Origin of the sequence: Burkholderia sp. AU44665, from assembly GCF_030504405.1 — a bacterium.
Lineage (GTDB): Bacteria > Pseudomonadota > Gammaproteobacteria > Burkholderiales > Burkholderiaceae > Burkholderia > Burkholderia semiarida.
The window spans coordinates 63,868-86,228 of record NZ_JAUJRI010000021.1 but is presented as its reverse complement, the minus strand read 5'-3'; the positions used below and the strand labels follow the sequence as shown (position 1 = coordinate 86,228).

At 69.8% G+C, this 22,361-nt stretch carries 19 protein-coding genes and 1 pseudogene; 11 read left to right on the top strand and 9 right to left on the bottom strand.

Annotated features, from left to right (window positions below; genetic code table 11):
* Positions 1-23: 23 nt before the first annotated feature.
* Both QZM15_RS28215 and QZM15_RS28210 read right to left on the bottom strand, forming a co-directional pair.
* A complete protein-coding gene (locus QZM15_RS28215) occupies positions 24-899 on the bottom strand; it encodes an alpha/beta fold hydrolase (RefSeq protein ID WP_302107690.1) in 876 nt (291 codons plus the stop codon).
* A 142-nt stretch (positions 900-1,041) separates the two neighbouring features.
* Positions 1,042-1,761 carry a TetR/AcrR family transcriptional regulator gene (locus QZM15_RS28210; RefSeq protein ID WP_060314486.1) on the bottom strand — a complete coding sequence of 240 codons (720 nt, stop codon included), beginning with the start codon at positions 1,759-1,761 and terminating at the stop codon, positions 1,042-1,044.
* 227 nt (positions 1,762-1,988) lie between these two features.
* Here QZM15_RS28210 and QZM15_RS28205 point away from each other — a divergent pair, with 227 nt between their 5' ends.
* Together QZM15_RS28205 and QZM15_RS28200 are read left to right on the top strand one after the other, a co-directional pair.
* On the top strand, positions 1,989-2,225 hold the full coding sequence (locus tag QZM15_RS28205) for a DUF1427 family protein (RefSeq protein WP_302107689.1): 237 nt from the start codon (positions 1,989-1,991) through the stop codon (positions 2,223-2,225).
* Positions 2,207-2,944 carry a YoaK family protein gene (locus QZM15_RS28200; RefSeq protein WP_302107688.1) on the top strand — a complete coding sequence of 246 codons (738 nt, stop codon included), beginning with the start codon at positions 2,207-2,209 and terminating at the stop codon, positions 2,942-2,944. Before QZM15_RS28205 ends, QZM15_RS28200 begins: the two co-directional genes overlap by 19 nt.
* Before the next feature lie 200 nt (positions 2,945-3,144).
* On the opposite strand, the pseudogene QZM15_RS28195 reads toward QZM15_RS28200, so the two are convergent.
* Both QZM15_RS28195 and QZM15_RS28190 read right to left on the bottom strand, forming a co-directional pair.
* Positions 3,145-3,246: pseudogene (locus QZM15_RS28195) on the bottom strand (LysR family transcriptional regulator); the annotation flags it as partial.
* An 8-nt stretch (positions 3,247-3,254) separates the two neighbouring features.
* A complete protein-coding gene (locus QZM15_RS28190; protein WP_302107687.1) occupies positions 3,255-3,536 on the bottom strand; it encodes a XapX domain-containing protein in 282 nt (93 codons plus the stop codon).
* A gap of 306 nt (positions 3,537-3,842) precedes the next feature.
* On the opposite strand from QZM15_RS28190, the gene QZM15_RS28185 reads away from it, so the two are divergent.
* From QZM15_RS28185 to QZM15_RS28165, 5 genes are all read left to right on the top strand, one after another.
* Complete coding sequence (locus tag QZM15_RS28185) at positions 3,843-4,529, top strand: hydrolase (protein ID WP_059579098.1); 687 nt, start codon at positions 3,843-3,845, stop codon at positions 4,527-4,529.
* A gap of 168 nt (positions 4,530-4,697) precedes the next feature.
* Positions 4,698-4,865, top strand: coding sequence for a DUF1427 family protein (locus tag QZM15_RS28180; RefSeq protein WP_059579100.1), 168 nt, complete (start codon positions 4,698-4,700; stop codon positions 4,863-4,865).
* Between the two features lie 19 nt (positions 4,866-4,884).
* Positions 4,885-6,774, top strand: coding sequence for an amidohydrolase (locus QZM15_RS28175; RefSeq protein WP_226093967.1), 1,890 nt, complete (start codon positions 4,885-4,887; stop codon positions 6,772-6,774).
* Positions 6,775-7,089: 315 nt separating this feature from the next.
* Complete coding sequence (locus QZM15_RS28170; protein WP_089466078.1) at positions 7,090-8,043, top strand: VOC family protein; 954 nt, start codon at positions 7,090-7,092, stop codon at positions 8,041-8,043.
* Positions 8,044-8,057: 14 nt separating this feature from the next.
* Positions 8,058-9,518 carry an alginate export family protein gene (locus tag QZM15_RS28165; protein WP_302107686.1) on the top strand — a complete coding sequence of 487 codons (1,461 nt, stop codon included), beginning with the start codon at positions 8,058-8,060 and terminating at the stop codon, positions 9,516-9,518.
* A gap of 24 nt (positions 9,519-9,542) precedes the next feature.
* On the opposite strand, the gene QZM15_RS28160 is transcribed toward QZM15_RS28165, so the two are convergent.
* Positions 9,543-10,448: a LysR family transcriptional regulator gene (locus QZM15_RS28160; RefSeq protein WP_302107685.1), complete on the bottom strand. Its 906-nt coding sequence runs from the start codon at positions 10,446-10,448 to the stop codon at positions 9,543-9,545.
* 218 nt (positions 10,449-10,666) lie between these two features.
* Here QZM15_RS28160 and QZM15_RS28155 point away from each other — a divergent pair, with 218 nt between their 5' ends.
* Positions 10,667-11,701, top strand: a complete 1,035-nt coding sequence (locus tag QZM15_RS28155) for an MBL fold metallo-hydrolase (RefSeq protein ID WP_275905429.1) — start codon at positions 10,667-10,669, stop codon at positions 11,699-11,701.
* Positions 11,702-11,739: 38 nt separating this feature from the next.
* On the opposite strand, the gene QZM15_RS28150 is transcribed toward QZM15_RS28155, so the two are convergent.
* Positions 11,740-12,660 carry an AraC family transcriptional regulator gene (locus tag QZM15_RS28150; protein ID WP_060967346.1) on the bottom strand — a complete coding sequence of 307 codons (921 nt, stop codon included), beginning with the start codon at positions 12,658-12,660 and terminating at the stop codon, positions 11,740-11,742.
* Positions 12,661-13,059: 399 nt separating this feature from the next.
* Between QZM15_RS28150 and QZM15_RS28145 the strand changes: the two genes are divergently transcribed.
* From QZM15_RS28145 to QZM15_RS28135, 3 genes are all read left to right on the top strand, one after another.
* On the top strand, positions 13,060-15,954 hold the full coding sequence (locus QZM15_RS28145) for a winged helix-turn-helix domain-containing protein (protein WP_302107684.1): 2,895 nt from the start codon (positions 13,060-13,062) through the stop codon (positions 15,952-15,954).
* A gap of 132 nt (positions 15,955-16,086) precedes the next feature.
* A complete protein-coding gene (locus QZM15_RS28140; protein ID WP_302107683.1) occupies positions 16,087-17,973 on the top strand; it encodes an amidohydrolase in 1,887 nt (628 codons plus the stop codon).
* Positions 17,974-18,066: 93 nt separating this feature from the next.
* Complete coding sequence (locus QZM15_RS28135) at positions 18,067-18,750, top strand: phosphohydrolase (protein WP_302107682.1); 684 nt, start codon at positions 18,067-18,069, stop codon at positions 18,748-18,750.
* A gap of 82 nt (positions 18,751-18,832) precedes the next feature.
* On the opposite strand, the gene QZM15_RS28130 is transcribed toward QZM15_RS28135, so the two are convergent.
* The 3 genes from QZM15_RS28130 to QZM15_RS28120 all read right to left on the bottom strand — a co-directional run bounded on the left by QZM15_RS28130 (position 18,833) and on the right by QZM15_RS28120 (position 22,340).
* Positions 18,833-19,945 (bottom strand): alkene reductase, encoded by a 1,113-nt coding sequence (locus QZM15_RS28130; protein ID WP_059574828.1) that lies wholly within the window; start codon positions 19,943-19,945, stop codon positions 18,833-18,835.
* A gap of 78 nt (positions 19,946-20,023) precedes the next feature.
* Complete coding sequence (locus QZM15_RS28125; protein ID WP_302107681.1) at positions 20,024-21,241, bottom strand: MFS transporter; 1,218 nt, start codon at positions 21,239-21,241, stop codon at positions 20,024-20,026.
* Between the two features lie 181 nt (positions 21,242-21,422).
* Positions 21,423-22,340, bottom strand: coding sequence for a LysR family transcriptional regulator (locus QZM15_RS28120; RefSeq protein WP_059640765.1), 918 nt, complete (start codon positions 22,338-22,340; stop codon positions 21,423-21,425).
* Positions 22,341-22,361: the final 21 nt, after the last annotated feature.

The following is a 22,361-nucleotide window of genomic DNA, read 5'->3' as shown; positions in this document are numbered from 1 at the left end:
ATGCCGCGTGCAGCGGCGTTGCGTCAGCCGGCCCAGCCGCGCAGGAAATCGAGCAGCAGCATGTTCACGCGCTCGGGCTGCTCCTCGTGCGGCAGGTGCCCGCACTGCGCGATCGGCTCGGCCCGCAGGTTCGCCGCCATGCCTTCCCATACGGCCTTCATGTCGAACATCTTGCCGACCGCGTAGAAATCCTCGCCCCAGATCGCCATGGTCGGGCACCCGATCCTGACATCCGCATCGACGAGATCCTGCTGCACGTCTTCCGCGTTCGCGCGATAGTCGGCCAACGCGCCGCGCACGGCCCCCGGGCGCCGATACGCGCGTACGTACGTGTCGAACGCATCGCCCGAGATCGCATGCGGGTTGTAGCACCAGTCGGCGAAGAAATAGCTGAGCCATTCGGCTTCCTTGCCCGCGATCAGCGCCTCCGGCAGGTCGGGCACCTGGTGGAACAGGAAGAACCAGTACGCGCGCGCCGTTTGCGCGGTCATGTTCTGCGCGACGATGCGCGTCGGCACGTTGTCCATCACGACGAGCCGCTCGACGCGCGCGGGGAAGTCCTTCGCGAAACGCGTCGCGACGCGTGCGCCGCGATCGTGGCCGACGAGCGCGATGCGGTCGATGCCGAGCGCATCGAGCAGCGCGGCGAGATCGCGCGCCATGTTGCGCTTGTCGTAGCCGGCCGCGGGCTTGTCGGTTTCGCCGTAGCCGCGCAGGTCGGGCGCGATCACGCGGTAGTGCCGCGCGAGCACCGGGATCTGGTGGCGCCACGCGAAGCTGGTTTCGGGAAAGCCATGCAGCAGCACGACGACGGGCCCGGCGCCGGCATCGATGACGTGCTGGCGGATGCCGTTCGCGGTAATGGTGTGATGGGTGAGTGCGAGCGTGTCGGTCGTCATGTGGGAGCCCCGGTTCGATGTGGAAGGTGCGCGGTACGGCACGCGTCCAATGCTGTCCGAGCATAGGGCAAGCAGCGACCGTCGCGGCTGAATCGTTCTGAATCGGCCCGGGCGCGGTGCAACGCCACGCCGCGCCGCGGCATCACGAGCGGCGGGCGCGCTTCGCGGCTGCGTCGGACGCGACACGCTTCAGCGCGGCCGGCGTGCCGTTCAGGAACGCGTCGATCTGCCGTTCGATTTCCGCGTCGAGATCGTCGGGTACCGGCAGCCCGTATACCCACTTGCGCACGCCGAGATAGAAGATGCTCGCGTGCAGGCTCCACACCAGTTCGATTTCCGCATTGCGCTGCGCTTCCGACGCCGGCGTCGCGATGTCGTACGCATGCCGCAGCTCGCGCAGCACCGGCAGGAACACGCGTTCGCGCAGCCGCGACAGATAGCGCGTGTTGAAGCCCTCGCGGCTGAGCCCCGCGAAAATGAACGTGCGAATCCATTCGCGCCGCAGGATCGTCTGCGCGTACGACCGGTAGAACGCGACGAGCCGCTGCTGCAGTGGAACCGAGCGGTCGGCGATCAGTTTTTCCCACTCGGGATCCCACGTGTAGACCTCGTCGTATACGCGATCGATCAGCGCTTCCTTGCTCGGGAAATACCGGTAGAGCAGCGGCTGGGTCACGCCGATCTGCCGCGCGAGCTCGCGCGTGCTGCCGGAAAAACCGTGGGTCGCGAAGTGTTCGACCGCCTTTTCGACGATCTGCCGCTCGCGCGCTTCCGGCGTGAGGCGGCGGCCCGATGTGGCGGCGGTGTCGTCGGCGGTCGCCCCGCGCGTGCGGGGCGCTGCCTTGCGCTTGGTGTCGGTCATGCGTCGGCTCCTGAATGCGGCCATTCTGCACTTATCGATCGAAAAATAGCAAGGCGCGCCACCGCGAAGCCGGCCACGCGGCGCGGGCGTCGCCGCCCCGCGCGTTCAGAACGATTCAGTTCGCCGCCATGACTTTCAGGCCCGCATTCCGTAGTCTTGCTCCCGAGCCGCCGCACGCGGCCGAATCCCTTCGGCCGGCCCGGCCGGCGGCGTAACCGGAACGGACCATGCCTTACCTGATCTCGCCGGGAGCCGGCATCGCAGTCGGCCTCCCGCACCCCCTCGTGCACGTGCAATCGCCCGCGCCGCCGCCGATCGCCCTGGCGGGCCGGCTCGGCCTCGTCTCGCGCGAGCATGCGGTCCCGCTCGCGCGGGCGCAATGGCGCGCGCGCGCAGCGCAGGTCCGCGATGCGGGCACCGTCGACCCAACCGCGGAAGCCACGACATGCAGCCCGCGCAAGTAACGGCAGCGCGCGCGGCGGCCCCCGATCGCCTGCGCGGCGAGGATGTGTTTCTCGCCTCGATCGCCGGCTACGTCGACACGCTCGGCTTCGTCGCGCTGTTCGGGCTCTTCACCGCGCACGTTACCGGCAACTTCATCCTGATCGGCTCGGGCCTCGCCGGTGTCGGCCAGGGCCTGATGATCAAGTGGCTCGCGTTTCCGGCATTCATCGCGGGCATCGTGGCCGCCCGCCTGCTCGATCACCGGATGCGCGTGCGCGGGCATGGCCCGCGGGCGCGCTCGCTGTACGCGCTGCAGACGATCCTGCTGGCCGGCTTCATGCTCGCGGGCGTCGCGGCGTCGCCGATCGGCAGCGCCGATGCGCCCGCGACGATCGTCTGCGGGCTGCTGGGTGCGGCGGCAATGGGCGTGCAGAACGCGCACGGCCGGCTGACCGCGCGCACCGTCGTCGCGAACACCGTGATGACCGGCAACGTCACGCAGGCGGTCATCGATGCATTCGACTGGCTCGTGCCGATCGCCGCGCCGGCCGAACGGGAAGCCGCGCGCGCGCGGCTGCGACGCACGCTGCCGCCGGTCGCCGGGTTCGCGCTCGGTGCGGGCGCCGGCGCGAGCGCCTACCTGTACGCCGCGTTCTGGGCGCTGGCGCTGCCGCTCGCGATGCTCGCTTTCCTCACCTGGCGCGCCGGCCGGACCGGCGAGACGTCCGCGGCGCGTTGAACGCCGATGCCGCACGCGGCGTCGGCTGTCTGCAGCATCGGCGGCGGCGAAGCCGCTCCCGTTTCTTCATTCCGTCAACGCTGGCTTCAAGAATGGCTTGATTCGGGTCGGCAAGCGCCAGACGCCTCGACCGTTCACGGCTGATCGCCCGGAAACCGACACTCGGGGTGGCGGATGCGCAAATCACGCACAACGCGCGACTTCGCGCGCTGCGCCTTCCGTTCACGCTGTTCGGCAGCATCAAGAAGATGACGGCCTTCGTCGACGACGACGCGGCCCATGCGCGTGAGCTTCGCTCGACGTGTGCCTGTCATGTCGGTGTCGATTCGCGGCGCTTCACGGAAGCGTCGGAGGCGTGAGCGCCAGGTAACGGGCCGAACATGTGCTGGCTGCACTTCGCGTCGCGCCACGCGGTTCCCGGTCGGATGCCGTCGAGCATCCGTCGCACCACGGGAAGAATCTGTTCGCCGGTCAGAATGCCAAGCAGGCCGGCGAGGGCGACGGCGGGCGGCGCCGGCGATTGCACGCCGATCAGCGCGTAGACGACGCCGGCGAGGATGCCGGCGAAAAGCGAAGCAGTGTACGGTTTCATCGTTCTGGAATGAAATGACAGCCGTTAAAAATACGGATACCTACCGGTCTGGCGTCGATCCGAAAGTCTTGGGCCAGCCTATCAGGTCGGCGCGCTCGTCGTTAGCGCATTCAATGAAATTCAGAACTTTTCAGTCTAAATGTCGAGCGTGGCGAGAATCAGAACAATTAACTGGTGCGGCCGCACGTTCGCGTATTGAATGACGCAGGCCGGCTGCAGACGCTTCCGACACCGCGCATTGGACGCCTCGCGGATTCGTCGGCCAGGCGAGTCTCATTTTTCTCCGCGTCAAAGGACATCATCACCATGAGCAATCCCAAGCTTGAAGTACTTACCCCGCACAACAGCCAGCTGATCTTCATCGACCAGCAGCCGCAGATGGCCTTCGGCGTGCAGTCGATCGATCGGCAGACGCTGAAGAACAACGTCGTCGGGCTCGCGAAGGCCGCGAAGGTCTTCAACATCCCGACCACGATCACGACGGTCGAAAGCGAAAGCTTTTCGGGCCACACCTATCCCGAGCTGCTCGACGTGTTCCCGAACCAGAAGACGCTCGAACGCACGTCGATGAACTCGTGGGACGACCAGAAGGTGCGCGACGCGCTCGCCGCGAACGGCCGCAAGAAGGTGGTCGTGTCGGGTCTGTGGACCGAAGTCTGCAATACGACGTTCGCGCTGTGCGCGATGCTCGAGGGCGACTACGAGATCTACATGGTCGCCGACGCATCGGGCGGCACGACGCAGGCCGCGCACGATATCGCGATGCAGCGCATGGTGCAGGCCGGCGTGGTGCCGGTCACGTGGCAGCAGGTGCTGCTCGAATGGCAGCGCGACTGGGCGCACCGCGAGACGTACGACGCGGTGATGGCGATCGCGAAGGAGCATTCGGGCGCATACGGGATGGGCGTGGACTACGCGTACACGATGCTCCACAAGGCGCCGCAGCGTACCGCGACGCCGCACGAGTCGATTGCGCCCGTTCCGGCGAAGTAAGCGCGGACGGCCTGCAACGGCGGATGCCGGTGCGACGGGTTCGATGCGAACGCGCCGCATCGGCTCCATTGCCGCGGGCGGCGGACGTGACCGAAACACGAATGCCGCCCGCGGCATGCCGTTCGGCACACCGCGCCTGCATTTGAAATTGTCCGGGAGATTGATCGCATGAAACCTTATCTGGTTTCCCTTGGTGCGGGCCTGCTGATCGGTGTGATTTACAGCGCCATCAAGGTTCGCTCTCCCGCACCGCCGCTGATTGCGCTGGTCGGGTTGCTCGGCATGCTGATCGGCGTGCAAGCGTTACCCACCGTGAAACAGCTGTTTGGCTTCTGATCAACAAGAGGTGATGCACATGACCGCAACCGTGACCCAACCGGATCTGATCCTGCATAACGGACGATTCACGACGCTCGACCGCGCGAACCCCGTCGCGACGGCCGTCGCGATTGCCGCCGGCCGCTTCGTCGCCGTCGGCAGCGACGCGGACGTCATGCCGCTCGCGGGCCGTGCGACGAAGGTGGTCGATCTCGGCGGCCGCGGCGTGCTGCCGGGCCTGATCGACAACCACTGCCACGTGATTCGTGGCGGCCTGAACTACAACATGGAGCTGCGCTGGGACGGCGTGCCGTCGCTCGCGGTCGCGATGGAGATGCTCAAGCGTCAGGTCGCCGTGACGCCCGCGCCGCAGTGGGTGCGTGTGGTCGGCGGCTTCACCGAACATCAGTTCGTCGAGAAACGGCTGCCGACGATCGATGAGCTCAATGCGGTCGCGCCCGATACGCCCGTGTTCATCCTTCACCTGTACGACCGCGCGTTGCTGAACGCGGCCGCGCTGCGTGTCGTCGGCTATACGAAGGACACGCCGGAGCCGCCGGGCGGCACGATCCTGCGCGATGCCGGGGGCAATCCGACCGGCCTGCTGCTCGCGAACCCGAACGCGACGATCCTCTACGCGACGCTCGCGAAGGGGCCGAAGCTGCCGTTCGAGTATCAGTACAACTCGACGCGCCATTTCATGCGCGAGCTGAACCGGCTCGGCGTGACGGGCGTGATCGACGCGGGCGGCGGCTCGCAGAATTATCCCGACGATTACGAAGTGATCCGCAAGCTGCACGACGCGGGCGAGATGACGATCCGGATCGCGTACAACCTGTTCACGCAGAAGCCGAACGCGGAGAAGGAAGACTTCGTGAACTGGACGAAGAGCGTCAAGTACCACGACGGCACCGACTACTTCCGCAATAACGGCGCGGGCGAGATGCTGGCGTTTTCGGCGGCCGACTTCGAGGATTTCCGCGTCGCGCGGCCGGATTTGCCCGCGCAGATGGAGGACGATCTCGAAGGCGTCGTGCGCGTGCTCGCGGAAAACCGCTGGCCGTGGCGCATGCACGCGACCTATGACGAAACGATCAGCCGCGCGCTGGACGTGTTCGAGAAGGTCAACGAAGACATCCCGCTCGACGGGCTGAACTGGTTCTTCGATCATGCGGAAACCATCTCCGAGAAATCGATGGACCGGATCGCCGCGCTCGGCGGCGGCATCGCGGTGCAGCACCGGATGGCGTATCAGGGCGAATACTTCGTCGAGCGCTACGGCGCGCAGGCCGCCGAGGCGACGCCGCCTGTCGCGAAGATGCTCGGCAAGGGGCTCAAGGTGTCGGCCGGCACGGACGCCACGCGCGTCGCGTCGTACAACCCGTGGGTGTCGCTCGCGTGGCTCGTGACGGGCAAGACGGTCGGCGGCATGCGCCTGTATCCGCAGCGCAACCTGCTCGATCGGGAAACCGCGCTGCGGATGTGGACCGAGTACGTGACGTGGTTCTCGAACGAGGAAGGCAAGAAAGGGCGCATCGCGGTGGGGCAGCTTGCCGACCTCGTGGTCCCCGATCGCGATTTCTTCGCGTGCGCGGAAGACGACATCGCCGGCACGACCGCGTTGCTGACGGTGGTCGACGGGAAGATCGTGTGGGGCGCGGGGCCGTTCGCGTCGCACGACGCGCCGATCCCGCCGGCGATGCCGGACTGGTCGCCGGTGCGCGAGTTCGGCGGCTATGGCGGCTGGGGCGCGACGCAGCGGGCCGGCGCGCCGTTGCAGCGCGCGGCGGCCGCCGCGATGTGCGGCTGCGCGAACGAATGCAACGTTCACCAGCATGCGCACGCGAGCGCTTGGGCGAACGCATTGCCGACGTCTGACGCGAAGGGTTTCTGGGGCGCGTTCGGCTGTTCGTGCTGGGCGGTCTGACAGGGCGATGCGTGCCACTTGCGACACCGCGGCGTGGGTCCGCGCGCTGCCGTCGCGGCCAGGGGAAATCCAGCAGCGCGTCACCGTGCTCGACGATATACGACGCCAGACCGGCAGCGTTCCCGCCATTCGGTGACGTTGCGGCGACCGCGCTGAAACGACGAGTCTGCGCCGTCTCCCGCCGGGCGGGAAGCCGCGCGCGCCGCTCGTGTTTCTCGCCGGTCGTCCGGCCGCCCGGACGCGTGGCCCGTATCCCGCTGAATCCGAATCCGCGCGCGGCGCTGGCCGCGCGCATCACCATCAAGGAGAAAACCGATGAGTTTATTGAACCTGCGCAACATGCTGCGCATGACCGCCGCGTCGTCGGCCGTGCTCGCCGCGCTGCTGGCCGGCACGCCGGCGCTCGCCGACGAAACCCACCTCGACGACATCGCGTCGCCGGCCGCCGCGGCGCGTTTTCCCGCCGTTGCGGTCGGCCCGCAGTACGACACGACCCACGTGTGCGTCGCGCCTGAGGACTTCGACCGCTTCACCGACAGCTTCGTCGCGACGTTCGGCGGCAAGAAGTCGAAGCAGGGCGTGTTCCAGGTCACGCCGACGCCGAGCCAGACGATGTCGCAGCTCGTGCTGACGCCGGTCGGCACGATCTCGGTGTTCGGTTTCAAGACGCCGATTCCGTATCCGTTCTGCGAGGAGCGCACCGGCTATCTCGTCACCGACATGGACGTCGCGGTGAAGTCGGCGCGCGCGCATGGCGCGGACATCGTCGTGGCGACGTTCCCCGACCCGATCGGCCGCGACGCGATCGTCCGCTGGCCGGGCGGCGTGAACATGCAGCTGTACTGGCATACGCAGGCGCCGAACTACGACCCGCTGCAGACGGTGCCGGAGAATCGCGTATACGTGTCGCCGGAAAGCGCGGGCAAGCTCGCGCGCGACTTCGCCGCGTTCTCGCACGGCAAGATCGTGTCGGACGTGCGCCATGCGCCGGGCATCGAGATCGGGCGGCCGAACGACACGTATCGCCGCATTCGCATCGAGTCGGGCTTCGGCAAGATGACCGTGCTCGCGACCGACGGTCATCTGCCGTACCCGTTCGGGCGTGAAATGACGGGCTACGAAGTGGCCGATCTCGCGGCGACGCTGAAGCAGGCCGAAGCCGCGGGCGTGACGGTGCTCGTGCCGCCGTTCAAGTCGGACGGGCGCGACGCGGCGCTCGTGCAGTTCCCGGGCGGCTACGTCGCCGAGATCCACGCGCGATCGAAATGACGGTGCGCCGGCCGATGAAGCGATCGTGGCGCGGCGCGCTGTCGTGCGTCGTGCTGGCGGGCGGTGCCGCGTCGCACGCGGGTACCGCCGTCGGCGCCGAGGCTGAGGCGGCGTCGGCCGGCGCGGCCGCGTCGCCGGCTGCCGCGGCCGCGTCGTGCACCGCGAAACGCCCGACGGTGCTGTTCAACCGCTGGCAGGAAGACTGGTCGGCGCTCGCGAATCCGTGCGTGCCGCGCAAGCCGTTCGACGCGCTGAAATACGTGCCGCTCGGCGACGACCCGTCGACCTATCTGTCGCTCGGCGCGAACCTGCGCGAGCGATTCGAGCTGAACAACGCGCCGCTGTTCGGCCTCGGCGCCGCGCACGACGACAACTACGTGATCCAGCGCGCGAACGTGCATGCGGACCTGCGCTATCGCGGGCACTTCCAGGCATTCGTGCAGTTCGTCGATGCGCGGCCGTTCGGCAAGGATACGGTCGGCCCGGTCGACAAGGACCAGCTCGACCTCCAGCAGGCGTTCGTCGCGTACGTCGATCAACTGGGGCCCGGCACGTTCAAGACGCGGATCGGCCGGCAGGAGATGGCGTTCGACTTGCAGCGCTTCGTGTCGGTGCGCGACGGCCCGAACGTGCGCCAGGCGTACGACGGACTGTGGACCGATTACGAAATCGGCAAATGGCGCGTGATCGGCTATGTGACGCGCCCGGTGCAGTATCGCAACGCGGCCGCGTTCGACGACGTGTCGAACCGGCACCTGCGATTCGACGGCGTGCGCGTCGAGCGCACGGGCACGGGGCCTGGCGATCTGTCCGCGTACTGGTCGCGCTACACGCGCGACAACGCGCGCTATCCGGATGCATCCGGCACCGAGCGGCGCGACGTGTTCGACATGCGCTACGCGGGCAAGTCCGACGGGTTCGACTGGGACGTCGAGGCGATGCTGCAGACGGGCCATGTCGGGCAGGACACGATCGGCGCGTGGGCGTTCGGCGCGCTGGGCGGCTACACGTTCGCGAAGACGGCCGGCACGCCGCGCGTCGGCATCCAGGTCGACGGCGCATCGGGCGACGCGCATCCGGGCGACCGGCGCGTCGGCACGTTCAACCCGATGTTTCCGAACGGCTATTACTTCACGCTCGCCGGGTATACCGGATACAGCAACCTGATCCACGTGAAGCCGTCGCTGACCTTCAAGCCGGCAAGCTCGGTGACGGTGCTCACCGCCGTCGGCTTCCAGTGGCGGCAGACGACGGCCGACGCGATCTACGGGCAGGGGATGTCGGCAGTGCCGGGCACGGCGGGCAAGGGCGGCGCGTGGACGGGGATGTACGCGCAGGCGCGCGTCGACTGGCTCGTGAACGCGAACGTCGCGCTCGCGCTCGAAGCCGTGCACTTCCAGCTCGGCTCGTCGATTCGCGCGCTCGGCGCGCGCAATGCCGACTATGTCGGGATGGAAGCGAAGTTCGGCTGGTGACGCGCCGCGCCCGGCTCTCGCGTATCAGGGCTGCGTGCGGGCGAGCGATTCGACGAAATCGATGAACGCGGTCACGCGCTTCGAGCCGCGCTGGTTCGGCAGGTACAGGGCCGTGATCACCGCGCGCGCCGAGCCCGGCGTCACGTCGTACTGGTCGAACAGCCGCTGCAGGCGGCCGGCTTCGATATCCGCCCCGACCAGCCAGTCGGGCAGCAGCGCGATGCCGGCGCCGTCGAGCGCGGCCTCGCGCAGCACCTCGCTGTGATTCGATTTCAGCCGCCCGGTGACGACGACCTGCGTCGTGCGTGGCGCGCCGGCGAACGTCCACGCCTGCTGGTCGACGCCGAAATGAAAGCGCAGGCACGCGTGATCGACGAGTTCGCCGGGTGTCGCCGGCGTGCCGTGCGCGTCGAGGTAGCCGCGGCTCGCGACCACGTAGCGCCGGAACGTGCCGAGCGGACGCGCGACGACGTCCGCGGTCGGGGCCGCGTCGCCGAGCCGGATCGCGACGTCGATCCGCGCGGCCACGAGATCGACGCGTTCGTCGGTCAGTTGCAGATCGAGGTCGAGCTTCGGATGGCGCGCGACGAACGCGGCGACGTGCGGCGCGATGCGGCGCAGCCCGTAGGCGACGGGGACCGATACGCGCAGCGGGCCGGACGGCGCGTCGCCGCGGTCGGCCACCAGCGCGTCGGCATCGGCGAGCTCGCCGAGCACGCGTTTCGCCCGCGCATAGTAGACGGCGCCCGCGTCGGACAGCGTGACTTGCCGCGTCGTGCGGTTCAGCAGCACGGTGCCGAGCGACGCCTCCAGCGCGTCCACCGCGCGCACGACCGACGAAGCGGCGAGATCGAGCCGGCGCCCCGCGCTCGAGAAGCCGCCGGCTTCCGCGACTTCGACGAACGCGCGCAGCGCGGAGAATTTGTCCATGAGATCGTCCTTGGGCGGGTGGCAACGTCGCGTTGCATGCGGTTCGCATTCTAGCGCCGGGCGGCGCGGCGGCCGGATCGCGTGCGGCGTGTCTTCAGGACAATTCAGGCGTCGCTCAGGATTTTCGCCGCGGCGGCCGATAAGCTGCGCGACATCGCGTGCTGCGCTGGCCGTTCCGTTCGTGACGGGCCACGCGCACGATTCGTCACGGAGATCCGATGAAGAACCTGTTTCGGCACGCGTGCGTCGCGCAGACGGCCCGTTGGTTGATCGTGGCCGGGTGCGCGGGCCTGTTGGCGCCCGCGGCGCATGCGCAGGCCGGCGTGCGGGCCGATGCGCCGTCCGGCGTGCAGCCCGACGCGCCGGTGCCCGCCGCGGGCCGGCAGCCGCCCGGCTTCTATCGGCTGAAGATCGGCGACTTCACGGTGATCGCGCTGTCCGACGGCACGCATCCGTTTCCGGTCGACTCGGTGTTTCGCGACATCTCGAAGGACGAGATCCGGCGCGACCTCGACCGCGCATTCCTCGAGCCGCCCGTGCAAGGGTCGATCAACGCGTTCCTCGTCGATACCGGATCGAAGCGGATCCTCGTCGACGCGGGCGCCGGCACGCTGTACGGCGACTGCTGCGGCAAGCTGCTCGACGACCTGCGCGCGGCCGGCTACGCGCCCGCGCAGATCGACGAAGTGCTGCTCACGCACCTGCACAAGGACCATGTCGGCGGCATTGCGTCGAACGGTGCGATGACGTTTCCGAATGCCGTCGTGCGGGTGAACGCCGTCGAGGCCGCATACTGGCTCGATCCGGCGAACAAGGCGCACGCGCCGGCGTTTCTCGCGTCGTTCTTCGATGCGGCCGCCGCGGCGGTCGCGCCGTACGTCGCGGCCGGCCGCTTCAAGACGTTTCGCGGCGACGCGACGCTCGCGCCCGGCATTCGCGCGGTGCCGATGCCCGGCCATACGCCGGGCCATACGGCTTACCTGATCGAGAGCGGCCGCGCGGGCCTGCTCGCGTGGGGCGACATCGTGCACGTGGCGGCGATCCAGTTGCGCGACGTCGACGCGACGGTCCAGTACGACAGCGATGCCGAGGCCGCCCGCCGCACGCGGCGGGATACGCTGAAGCGCGTCGCCGAGCGGCGCTATCTCGTTGGAGCCGCGCATATCGCGTTTCCCGGTCTCGGCCACCTGCGTCGGGACGGTGCGCAATACGACTGGGTGCCGGTCAACTACGACGCGACGCCGGTGCGGTGACGTCCCGGCGTGCGGCCCGGCGTGCGCCATGCCGCCGGTCAGCGCGCCCGTGCGCGCCGCCACGCGCCGGGCGGGTGCCCGACGATCCGCGCGAATACGCGGTTCAGGTGGCTCTGGTCGGCGAAGCCGCACGCGACCGCGATGTCGGCCAGCGTCATGTCGGACGTCTCGATCAGCTCGCGCGCGCGCATCACGCGCTGTTCGAGCAGCCACTGGTGCGGCGTGCGGCCGGTGGTGCGCGAGAACGCGCGGATGAAATAGCCGCGCGACAGGTCGCATTCGTTCGCCACTTCCTCGATCGACACGCCGAGGTCCGCCTTTTCCATCAACAGCTCCTTGGCGAGCGCCACCTTCGCGGGAGACAGCGCGCCCTTGTGCTCGAGTTCGCGCGCGCGCACGTTGCCGTAGCGGCGCACGAGATGCGTGCCCATCGCGAGCCCGACCTGCTCGATGAACAGCGCGTTCAGCGGGCCGGGCGCGTCGAGGCTGTCGGCCACCGCGTGCGCGAGATGCCCGAGCACCGGGTCGCGCGCATCGACGCGGCACGTGAGGCCGTCGACCGGGCTGCCGCCGTGTTCGGGGCCGATGCGCGCCAGATACGGGTGCGGCAGCTCGATCAGCACGAAGTCGAAATTGCCGTACAGGTCCGCGTGGAAATGGCGCGAGAAGTCGCGAATGTAGATCGAGTGATGCTGGAACCGGCGTTCGCTCGCGCCGGCGCGCCCATAGAGCGTGCGGCGGTGGCCGCCGTTCAGCGACACGCCGACCAGGAAGCCGCGGTCGCACGCGGGCATGTCGATCCGTTCGACGTGCGCTTCGCGCATGCATTTGCGGTGGAGCTTCAGGCCGCCGGATGCCGTCTCGACATCCTTCGCCAGCAGGCTCGACACGCACCCGAGCGTGTCTTTCGGCCGTGGCGGAGGCGATGCCGTCGGGGCTGCGATGACGGAGTCTGACATGGAATTCCCCAGCGAGGGACTCGGAGCGTGAAATGACGAGTCCAGTTTAGATGCGCGCGCGAACGTTCAAAATGAATTTGCATAAACGTCCGCTCTTCATCCTGACAAATTGCTTTCAATGCGTGCGCGCGGTGAGTGCGTGCCCCGGCGCGACGCCTGCGCGAGCGGCCCGGCAGAGTATAGCGCCCCACTTTTACACGCAAGCGATCGTGCCGGCCGCGCGTGCGCGGCATGCGCGGACAGCGCATTTTCCTTCAAGATTTTCACGGCATGCCCCTCTACACTCGACCCGTATTTCGACATTTATCGTCCGGCGCGGCAGCACGCCGGACTTGGACTCTCCGCCGGGCGAACTGCCGCGTTCACCCGGCGCTCATCCCGAGGTACCCGGAGGCGGCCATGGTCCAGATCGGAACTTTGTCGGTGGATTTCGAGCAGCGGGACATTCGCCGTCACGGCGCGTCGCTGCGCATCGGCGCGCGCGCGCTCGACATTCTCGAGGTCCTGCACCGCGCGAGCGGTTCGGTCGTGTCGAAAGACGACATCATGGATGCGGTCTGGCCGGGCCTGATCGTCGAGGAAAACCGGCTGCAGGTGCATGTGGCGACGCTGCGCAAGGCGCTCGGCGCGAGCCGCGATCTGATCAAGACGGTGCCCGGGCGCGGCTATCTGCTGGTCGCGAGCCCGTCGCCCAGCCCGGACCTCGTGCCCGCGGCCGACGCGCCGGCCGTCGCGGCGCCGCCCGACGCCCCCGCGTCGTCGCTGCTCGCGCCGCTCGTCGGGCGCGACGCCGAAATCGCGCAGATCGTCGACATGCTCGAGCGCACGCCGGTCGTCACGCTCGTCGGCGCGGGCGGCATCGGCAAGACGAGTCTTGCCGTGCGCGTCGCGCACGGCGTGCGCAGCCGCTCGCGCGAGCGCGTGCTGTTCGTCGAGCTGGCGCGCGCGTCGACGCGCGACGACATGCTGATCGCGCTGGCCGCCGAGCTCGGCCTCGACACGCAGGGCGTGCCGGCCATCGAGCGCATCGGCGACGCGTTCGCGACGTCGCGCTGCCTGCTCGTGCTCGACAACGCGGAGCACATCGTCGATCTGGTGGCGAGCCTCGTCGAAACGCTGACGTCGCGCGCCGGCTCGCCGCGCGTGCTCGTGACGAGCCGCGAGCCGCTGCACATCTCGGCCGAAGCGGTGCTGCGGATGAGCCCGCTCGCGGTGCCGGACGGCGGCGCGTCCGTCCCGGAAATGGTCCGCTGTTCGGCCGTCGAGCTGTTCCTGGAGCGCGTGCGCACGGCCGCGCCGGATTGTCCGGTCGACGAAGCCGGCGTGCGGGTGATCGCGGACATCTGCCGGCGCCTCGACGGGCTGCCGCTCGCGATCGAGCTGGCCGCGGCGCGCGTGGCGACGCTCGGGCTCGCGGTCGTCGCGTCGCGTCTCGACGACCGGCTGAACCTGCTGACGGGCGGGCTGCGCTCGGCGCTGCCGCGTCATCAGACGCTGCGGGCGACGTTCGACTGGAGCTACGTGCTGCTCGATCCGGCCGCGCGCGCGCTGTTTCGCCGGATGGGATGCTTCATCGGGCCGTTTTCGTTCGATGCCGCACGCGCGGTCGCGACCGAGCCCGGCACGTCGGCCGCGGACATGATCGCGGTGCTCGGCGAGCTGGTGGCGAAGTCGCTGGTGACCGTCGAGTTCCATGGCGCGTATGCGCGCTACCGGCTGACCGAATCGACGCGCGCGTACGCGCTGGAAAAACTGCACAACGAAGGCGAATTCGAACGCATCGTCGCGCGCCACGCGGCGTACGAGCGCGAGCATGCGCCCGCGCGTCCCGCGACGCTCGCCGACGCGCTGCCCGCGGATGCACCCGCGCCGGCCGCGGACGAACCGGCGGAGGCCGCCGTGGCCGCAGGCGTGCCCGAGCCCGACCGGCTGGCGCGCGCGCTGCTCGAGCCGGCGCGGATGCGCGCGTGCACGGCGCGCGCGCGCCAGGTACTCGACGCGCTCGACACGGGCGCCGCGGGCCCGGTCGACGCCGCGCGCGAGATGCGGCTGCGGGCGGCCTGCGCGTCGGCGCTGCTGCATACCGATGGCGATGCGCCGGCCGCCGCCGCGATGTGGAACCGCACGCTCGGTCTCGCCGCGCATATCGGCGACGATGCGTTCGACGCGCGCGCGCTGGTCGGGCTGTGGCATACGATGCTGACGCTGTCGGACATCCACGAATCGCTGCGCTACGCGACGCGCTTCGAGCGCGCGGCCGAGCGGCGCGGGGACCGGTCGCAGCGGTTGCTGGCGAACACGATGGTCGCGACGTCGCTGCATTACTTCGGCGAGCATGCGCAGGCGCGCGAGCGGCTGGAAGCGGCGACGGCCGAACTCGCCGACGCGGACGAACCGGCGTGCGCGCAGGCCGCGCTCGGCGTCGACATGGCGACGCTGGGGCGCACGATGCTGATCCGTCTGCTCTGGATGCAAGGCGAGCCCGAGCATGCGATGCGCGTCGCCGCGCAGGCGGTCGAGTGCGCGCGCCGCGGCCCGTCGGCGCTCACGCTGTGCATCGTGCTCGGTGCGGCCGCCGCGCCGATCGCACTGCGCTACGGCGATCACGACATCACCTCCGACTATCTCGCGACGCTGCGCGCGACCGCCGACGCGCACGGCTTCGACATCTGGCGCAGTCACGCGGAATGCCTGACCGGACAGTTCGACATCCAGGCCGGCCATCCCGGCGCCGGTCTCGCCCGCCTCGAACCGGCGCTGCGGCGCGTCGAGGCGAGCGGTTTCCGGCGTCTGCTCGCGCCGTTGACCGTTGCGTACGCGGAGGGCCTCGTGCGGACCGGTCGCGCGAACGAAGCGCGCTCCCGGCTCGATGCGACGCTCGCGCGCTGCCGCGCGCACGGCGAGCACCTGTTCGTCCCCGAATTGCTGCGGGTGAACGGCGTCGCGATGCTCGAACAGGCGCGCACCGTCGGCGCGGATCTCGCGGTGGCGTACGAGGCCGACGGCCATCGTCATCTGCAGATGGCGATCCAGACCGCGAACGCGCAGGGCGCCGCGATGTGGGCGCTGCGCAGTTCGCTCGATCTCGCCGATCACCTGATCGAGCGCGGGCACACCGCGCAGGCGTCGACGCTGGTTGCCGCGGGCGCGCGGCACTTCGATCCGGATTCGCGCGCGCACGACGTGCGCCGCCTGCTGCGCGTGCAGAACTTCGTCCGTCAGGAGGCGCCGCTCGCGCCGTGCCGGACGCGCGCGCGACGCGATGCCGCCGACGCGGCGCAGCAGGCGGCATAGCGATGCGCGAATCCGGTGCAGCAGCGCGCCCGCGCGATCGCGGCATGCGTGCCGACGCGCGCGGTGCGGCCGCGTTTCAGGCAGCGGCGCCGCGCAGCGCGTCGCGCGCGGATGCGCACGGGAGGCCCGACGGTGCTTAGGGCGACGGAACCCGCGCGCTCGGCGGACCTCGTCGTCTTCAACGGCAAGATCGCGACCCAGGACGAACGACGCTCGTTCGTCCGCGCGCTCGCCGTGAAGGACGGGACCATCGTCGCGACCGGCGACGATCGCGACGTGCTGCGCCATGCGCGCGACGACACGACCCGTATCGATCTGAACGGCCGTACCGTGATTCCGGGCCTGATCGACGCGCACCTGCAGGCGATCTGCGGCGGGATGAACTTCAACCTCGAGGTGCGCTGGGACGGCGTGCCGTCGCTTGCCGACGCGCTCGAGCTGCTGGGCCGGCAGGTGCGACGCACGCCCGCGCCGCAATGGGCGCGCGTGGCGGGCGGCTGGACGGCGCTGCAGTTCGCGGAAAAGCGCGGCCCGACGGTGGCCGAGCTCAACGCGATCGCGCCCGACACGCCCGTATTCATTCAGCATCTGGGCGACAGCGCGTGGCTGAATGCGGCCGCGCTGCGCGCGCTCGGCTACGGCCGCGACACGCCCGATCCGCCCGGCGGCGAACTGCGGCGCGATCGCCACGGGCGGCCGACCGGGCTGCTGCTCGTGCGTCGGGATCCGGCCGTGCTGTTCGCGGCGCTCGCCCGCGCGCCCATGCTCGATGCGGCCGACCGGGTCAACTCCACGCGGCAGTTCATGCGCGCGCTGAACCGCGTGGGCGTGACGAGCGCGATCGACGCCGGCGGCGACGGCCTCGCGTATCCGGACGACTATGCGGCGGTCGCGACGCTCGCGCGGCGCGGCGAACTGACGACGCGCATCGCCTATGCGCTGGGCGCGCGGCACGCCGGCCGCGAACTCGACGATTTCGCGACATGGATCGCGCGGACGGCGCCCGGCGACGGCGACGCGTTCCTACGCGTGAGCGGCGCGGGCGAGCGGCTCCTGTGCTCGGCGATCGATCTCGGGAATTTTCTCGAACCGCGCGTCGACCTGCCCGCGTCGGTCGACTCGGAACTGGCGGCCGTCGTCCGGCTGCTCGTGCGCCATCGCTGGCCGTTCCGGCTGCATGCGACCTACGACGAATCGATCGGCCGCTTCCTCGACGTGTTCGAAGCGGTGGATCGCGACACGCCGTTCGACGGGCTGCGCTGGTGCTTCGACCGCTGCGAGACGATCTCGGATGCCAATATCGCGCGTGTCGCGGCGCTGGGCGGCGGCATCACCGTGCAGCCGCGCATGGCGTTCCAGGGCGAAGCCTTCATCGCCCGCCACGGCGCGGCGGCGGCCACGCGCGCGCCGCCGATCCGCGCGATGCTCGCGGCCGGGCTGCCGGTCGGCGCGGGCTCCGGGGCGACGGGCGCGGCGAGCTACAACCCGTTCGTCGCGCTGTACTGGATGGTGTCGGGGCGCTCCGTCGGCGGCACCGCGCTGTATCCGGCGCGCAACCGGCTCGGCCGGATGGAGGCGCTGCGCCGCTATACGGTCGGCAGCGCATGGTTCTCCGCCGACGAGCACCGCAAGGGCGCGCTGGTGCCCGGCCGGTACGCCGACTTCGCGGTGCTGAGCGACGACTACTTCACGATCGACGCACGGCGCATCCCCGCGTTGTCGTCGGTGCTGACGGTCGTCGACGGCAAGGTCGTGCACGCGGAGCAGGAATTCGCGCCGCTGGCGCCGCCGCCGCCGCCCGTCAGTCCCGCATGGTCGCCGGTCGCGGAAGGCGGCGTCGGCGACGCGGCGCTCGCCCGTCCGCATGCGTCGGCGGCGGACGACGCGTGCGCGGCGCCCGGCAGCGATGCGTGCCGGGCGCGCGGTCACGGCCGCCGTTTCGCGCGGCCGCGCTATCCGACGGCAAGTGCGGCCGCCGAGCGCTGCGAAGCCTTCGGCCGCTGCTGCGTCGCGTTTTGAGCGGCGCATGCCGGTGTGCGACGCGCCGCGCACCGGGCGCCCCCGGGCATTGAACGATTTTCCGCCCCGTGCGCGGGGCATGAAGGAGACAGGATGAATGCTGCGCACCCGCGCGCACCGGCCATCGGCGACGAAGTGGCCGGCGTTCGCATTCCGCGCACGCCCGTTGCGCTCGATGCAGCCGACGCGGCCCGCGCGTCGTTGCCCGCCGTGCTGGTCGATCATGCGGCGCGCGTGTTCGTGTTCGCGTCGCTCGCCGCGCGGCGGGCATGCGTCGCATGCAACGCATGCGACGCCGACGCGCTGTACGTCGCCGCGATGTACGCGAACATGGGGTTGAGCCACGCGTATTGCCGCTCGACCGAGCGCTACGAGCTCGACGGCGCGGATGCCGCATGCGCGCTGCTGTTGCGCCATCGGCGCTCGCGGCGCGTGCGCGACGACGTGTGGCAGGCGATCGCGCTGCATACGACGCCCGGCGTGGCCGCCCGCGCGTCGCCGCTCGCGCGCGCGCTGGCGGCCGCCGTGTCGACCGACCTGATGGCGACCGACTTCGACGCATACACGCTCGACGAGCGTGACGCGTTGCTCGCCGCGTATCCGCGCGGCAGCGGTTTTCGCGAAACGTTCCTCGCGACGGTCGCGCGCGGCGTCGAACATCGGCCGCAATCGACGTTCGGCACGTGGAGTGCCGACGTGCTCGAACGCGCGGATCCGGATTTTCATCGGCCGAATTTCTGCGGGCGCGTGCTGGGCGCGCGGTGGAACGATACGTGACGGCGCCGCTCCGGCACGCGACGGCCGGACGCGTCGCGGCACCGCGCCCGGCATGCCGGGCCCTGCGCGCCGCATGCGCGGATCATGCGTGCGACTGCGCGGCGTCGTGCCGCGCATAGTCGACGTAGCCGGCGCGGTCGCCGCCGTACCAGCCGATGGTCTTCGGCTCCGCGAGCGGTGCGCGGGCCGCGATGCGCTCCACGAGATCCGGGTTCGCGATGTACGCACGCGCAAACGCGACGAGATCGGCGTCGCCCGCGTCGATCAGCGCGTTCGCCGCGTCCGGTGAAATGCCGCCGTTGACGATCAGCGTGCCGCGGAACGACCGCCGCGCGTGCTCGACGATGCGCGGCAGATCGGGCTCGCCGCTCCAGCCGTTGGTATCGGCCGCGTGCAGATAGGCGACGCCCGCCGCGTCGAGCATCCGGCCGACGTAGGCGAGCGTCGCGTCCGGATCGGCGTCGCGCACGTTGTTGTATTTCGCGTACGGCGAGATGCGCACGCCGACGCGGTTCAACGGCATCACGCCGCCGACCGCGTCGACGATTTCCTCGAGAAAGCGCGCGCGGTTCGCGACCGAGCCGCCGTAGCGATCGTCGCGGCGGTTCAGCGTCGACGACAGGAACTGGTGCGGCAGGTAGCCGTTGGCCGCATGGATCTCGACACCGTCGAAGCCCGCGGCCATCGCGCGCGCGGCCGCCTGCCGGAATTCGTCGACGGTCGCGACGACTTCATCGGTCGTCATCGCGCGCGACGGCGTCGCATGAATCTTCGTGTAGTAGCCGTTCTGCAACTGTGCCCAGACCTGCAACTGTTCGAGGTCGTCGTTCACGCCGGACGGCGACAGCGGCGCGGCGCCGCCGAGCAGCGTCAGCGAGCTGACGCGGCCGCCGTGCCACAGCTGCGCGAAGATGCGCCCGCCGTTCGCGTGGACGGCGTCGGTGACGATTTTCCAGCCGGCGGCCTGTGCATCGTCGACGAGGCCGGGCGTCAGCTCGAACGCCGCGGAGGCCGCGCTGACGTTGGTGGCCTCGGTCACGATCAGGCCGGCCGACGCGCGCTGCGCGTAGTACTCGGCCATCAGTTCGGTGGGCAGGCCGCGCGACGGCGCGCGCGAGCGCGTCATCGGCCCCATCACGACGCGGTTCGGCAGCGCGAGGCCGCGCAGATCGTAGGCACTGAGCAGGGAAGACATGATGGACTCCTGTGGTTCGACGTGGAGCGGGGCGGCGGCGCGCCCCGCGAACGGATCGATTCGATGGGCGAGGGCGGCTCAACCCGCGGCGTGACGTTGCGCGTGCGTCCGCCCGACGAGCAGGTAGTGGGCGAGCGCGACGATCGGGAACGCGCCGGCCGCCGCGGCGACGAGCGGCCAGCTGCCACGCTCGTACAGCGGGCTCGCGAGCGCGGAGCCGACGGCGCCGCCGACGAAGATGCTCGTCATGTACAGCGCGTTCAGCCGGTTGCGGCTCGCCGCGTGCAGTGCGTAGATCTCGCGCTGGCCGAGCACCATGTTCATCTGCACCGCGAAGTCGAGCACGATGCCGGTGACGACGAGCCCGTACAGGCCGGTGCCGTGCACGAACCCGACCGCATACGACAGCGCGCCGGCCACGAGCGCGATCAGCGTCGCGCGCACCGTATGGCCGGCATCCGCCAGACGCCCGGCTACCGGCGCCGACGTCGCGCCGATCGCACCGACCAGCGCGAACAGGCCGATCGCCGATTGCGACAGCCCGTAGTGACGCGTCAGTTCGACCGGCACGGCCGTCCAGAACAGGCTGAACGACGCGAACATCAGGCCCTGGTAGAACGCGCGGTGGCGCAGCACCGGCATCGTGCGAACGAGGTGCAGCAGCGAGCCAATCAGCTCGAAATAGGTCGCGCGGTGATCGGGCTGGCGCGACGGAATCGTCAGCGCGAGCACGGCCGTGACGAGCGTCATCAGCACGGCCGCGGCCGCGAACACGAAGCGCCAGCCGAACGCGTCGGCCACCACGCTCGACAGCGGGCGGGCCAGCAGGATGCCGAGCAGCAGCCCGCTCATGATCGTGCCGACGATGCGACCGCGCGAATGATCCGGCGCGAGGTGCGCGGCGAGCGGCACGAGAATCTGCACGGCCACCGAACTGAACCCGATCAGCAGCGAAACCGCGAGAAAGAGCCCGGGCGTGCGCACGAGCGCCGCCGCCGCGAGGCTCGCGATCGACACGACGGCCGTCACGATCATCAGCTTGCGGTTTTCGAGCAGATCGCCGAGCGGCACGATGAAGAACAGGCCGAACGCATAGCCGATCTGCGTCAGCGACACGATCAGGCTCGCCGTGTCGCCGGACATGTGCAGGCTCGGCGCGATGAGCTCGGTGATCGGTTGCGCGTAGTACAGGTTCGCGACGATCGCGCCGCAACTGAAGGCGAACAGCAGGATCAGCCCCTGCGTGAGCTTGGCGCCGTGCGCGGGCGGCGCGAGCGGTGTTGAATCCGTTGACATGGTCGACTCCTGGAAAAGGGAAAGGCCGGCTACCGGAGCGTCGCGCCGGCATGGAGACCGGCCGGCCGCGATACGGTGCACCGCATTGCCGTCAATACTATTGATCAATCGATAAAGCCGGAAGCGGAACGCCGCGCAATCGAGCGTTGCGCGGCACGCAAAGGTGCCGCGCCGGGCGGGTTCAGCCGCGTTTGCCCTGCAGCGTCGGAATCTGCTCGAACAGCCCCGCGAGCCAGTCGACGAACACCTTCAGCTTGACCGGAATGTGGCGATTGGGCGGATACAGCACCGAGATCGGCCGGGCCGGCGCGTTGAAATCGGTCAGCACCTCGCGCAGCCGGCCCGATTTCAGGTACGGCTCGACGAGGTACAGCGACGTCTTGATCAGCCCGATGCCGGCGACGCCGCACTCGATGTAGTTGTCCGCGTCGTTGACGGCCACCGTGCCGCACATCTGCACGATGCGCGGCTCGCCGTCGACCACGTAGTCCCACGCGCGCGGCCGCCCGGTATCGGCGGAGATGTGACTGACCGCGACGTGCCGCGCGAGATCGTCGACGGTCTCCGGCTCGCCGAACCGCGCGAAATACGCGGGCGAGCCGCACGTGCAGGTGGTCAGGCTGCCGATCCGCCGCGCGATCATCCCCGAATCGTCCAGCGCGCCGATGCGCACCACGCAGTCGACCCCTTCGCCGACGAGGTCGATCTGCCGGTCGGTCACGCCGAGTTCGAGCATGATGTCCGGATGGGCGTCGAGAAACGCCGGCAGCGCGGGCACCACGACCTGCTTCGCCATCGCCGGCGGCAGGTTCACCTTCAGCCGGCCGCGCGGCACGTTGCGCGCCTGCGAGACCGACGCCTCCATGTCGTCGATCTCGCGCAGCACCGCGACGGACCGTTCGTAGTAGGCCTGGCCGTCCTCGGTCAGCGAGATGCGGCGCGTGGTGCGGTTCAGCAGCCGGCAGCCGAGGTGCTGCTCGAGACCGCTCAGCAGCGCCGATACGCGCGGCGTGGTGAGGCCGGTCGTGTCGGACGCGCGCGTGAAGCTGCCGGTTTCGACGATGCGCGTGAACACGCGCATCGAAAGCAAGGTATCCATCGTCGGAAGTTCTCCAGCCTG

Excerpts from the sequence above, each read along its gene's own strand:
- QZM15_RS28215 (WP_302107690.1), bottom strand. The coding sequence starts at position 899 with ATGACGACCGACACGCTCGCACTCACCCATCACACCATTACCGCGAAC.
- QZM15_RS28210 (WP_060314486.1), bottom strand. The coding sequence starts at position 1,761 with ATGACCGACACCAAGCGCAAGGCAGCGCCCCGCACGCGCGGGGCGACC.
- QZM15_RS28205 (WP_302107689.1), top strand. The coding sequence starts at position 1,989 with ATGCCTTACCTGATCTCGCCGGGAGCCGGCATCGCAGTCGGCCTCCCG.
- QZM15_RS28200 (WP_302107688.1), top strand. The coding sequence starts at position 2,207 with ATGCAGCCCGCGCAAGTAACGGCAGCGCGCGCGGCGGCCCCCGATCGC.
- QZM15_RS28190 (WP_302107687.1), bottom strand. The coding sequence starts at position 3,536 with ATGAAACCGTACACTGCTTCGCTTTTCGCCGGCATCCTCGCCGGCGTC.
- QZM15_RS28185 (WP_059579098.1), top strand. The coding sequence starts at position 3,843 with ATGAGCAATCCCAAGCTTGAAGTACTTACCCCGCACAACAGCCAGCTG.
- QZM15_RS28180 (WP_059579100.1), top strand. The coding sequence starts at position 4,698 with ATGAAACCTTATCTGGTTTCCCTTGGTGCGGGCCTGCTGATCGGTGTG.
- QZM15_RS28175 (WP_226093967.1), top strand. The coding sequence starts at position 4,885 with ATGACCGCAACCGTGACCCAACCGGATCTGATCCTGCATAACGGACGA.
- QZM15_RS28170 (WP_089466078.1), top strand. The coding sequence starts at position 7,090 with ATGAGTTTATTGAACCTGCGCAACATGCTGCGCATGACCGCCGCGTCG.
- QZM15_RS28165 (WP_302107686.1), top strand. The coding sequence starts at position 8,058 with ATGAAGCGATCGTGGCGCGGCGCGCTGTCGTGCGTCGTGCTGGCGGGC.
- QZM15_RS28160 (WP_302107685.1), bottom strand. The coding sequence starts at position 10,448 with ATGGACAAATTCTCCGCGCTGCGCGCGTTCGTCGAAGTCGCGGAAGCC.
- QZM15_RS28155 (WP_275905429.1), top strand. The coding sequence starts at position 10,667 with ATGAAGAACCTGTTTCGGCACGCGTGCGTCGCGCAGACGGCCCGTTGG.
- QZM15_RS28150 (WP_060967346.1), bottom strand. The coding sequence starts at position 12,660 with ATGTCAGACTCCGTCATCGCAGCCCCGACGGCATCGCCTCCGCCACGG.
- QZM15_RS28145 (WP_302107684.1), top strand. The coding sequence starts at position 13,060 with ATGGTCCAGATCGGAACTTTGTCGGTGGATTTCGAGCAGCGGGACATT.
- QZM15_RS28135 (WP_302107682.1), top strand. The coding sequence starts at position 18,067 with ATGAATGCTGCGCACCCGCGCGCACCGGCCATCGGCGACGAAGTGGCC.
- QZM15_RS28130 (WP_059574828.1), bottom strand. The coding sequence starts at position 19,945 with ATGTCTTCCCTGCTCAGTGCCTACGATCTGCGCGGCCTCGCGCTGCCG.
- QZM15_RS28125 (WP_302107681.1), bottom strand. The coding sequence starts at position 21,241 with ATGTCAACGGATTCAACACCGCTCGCGCCGCCCGCGCACGGCGCCAAG.
- QZM15_RS28120 (WP_059640765.1), bottom strand. The coding sequence starts at position 22,340 with ATGGATACCTTGCTTTCGATGCGCGTGTTCACGCGCATCGTCGAAACC.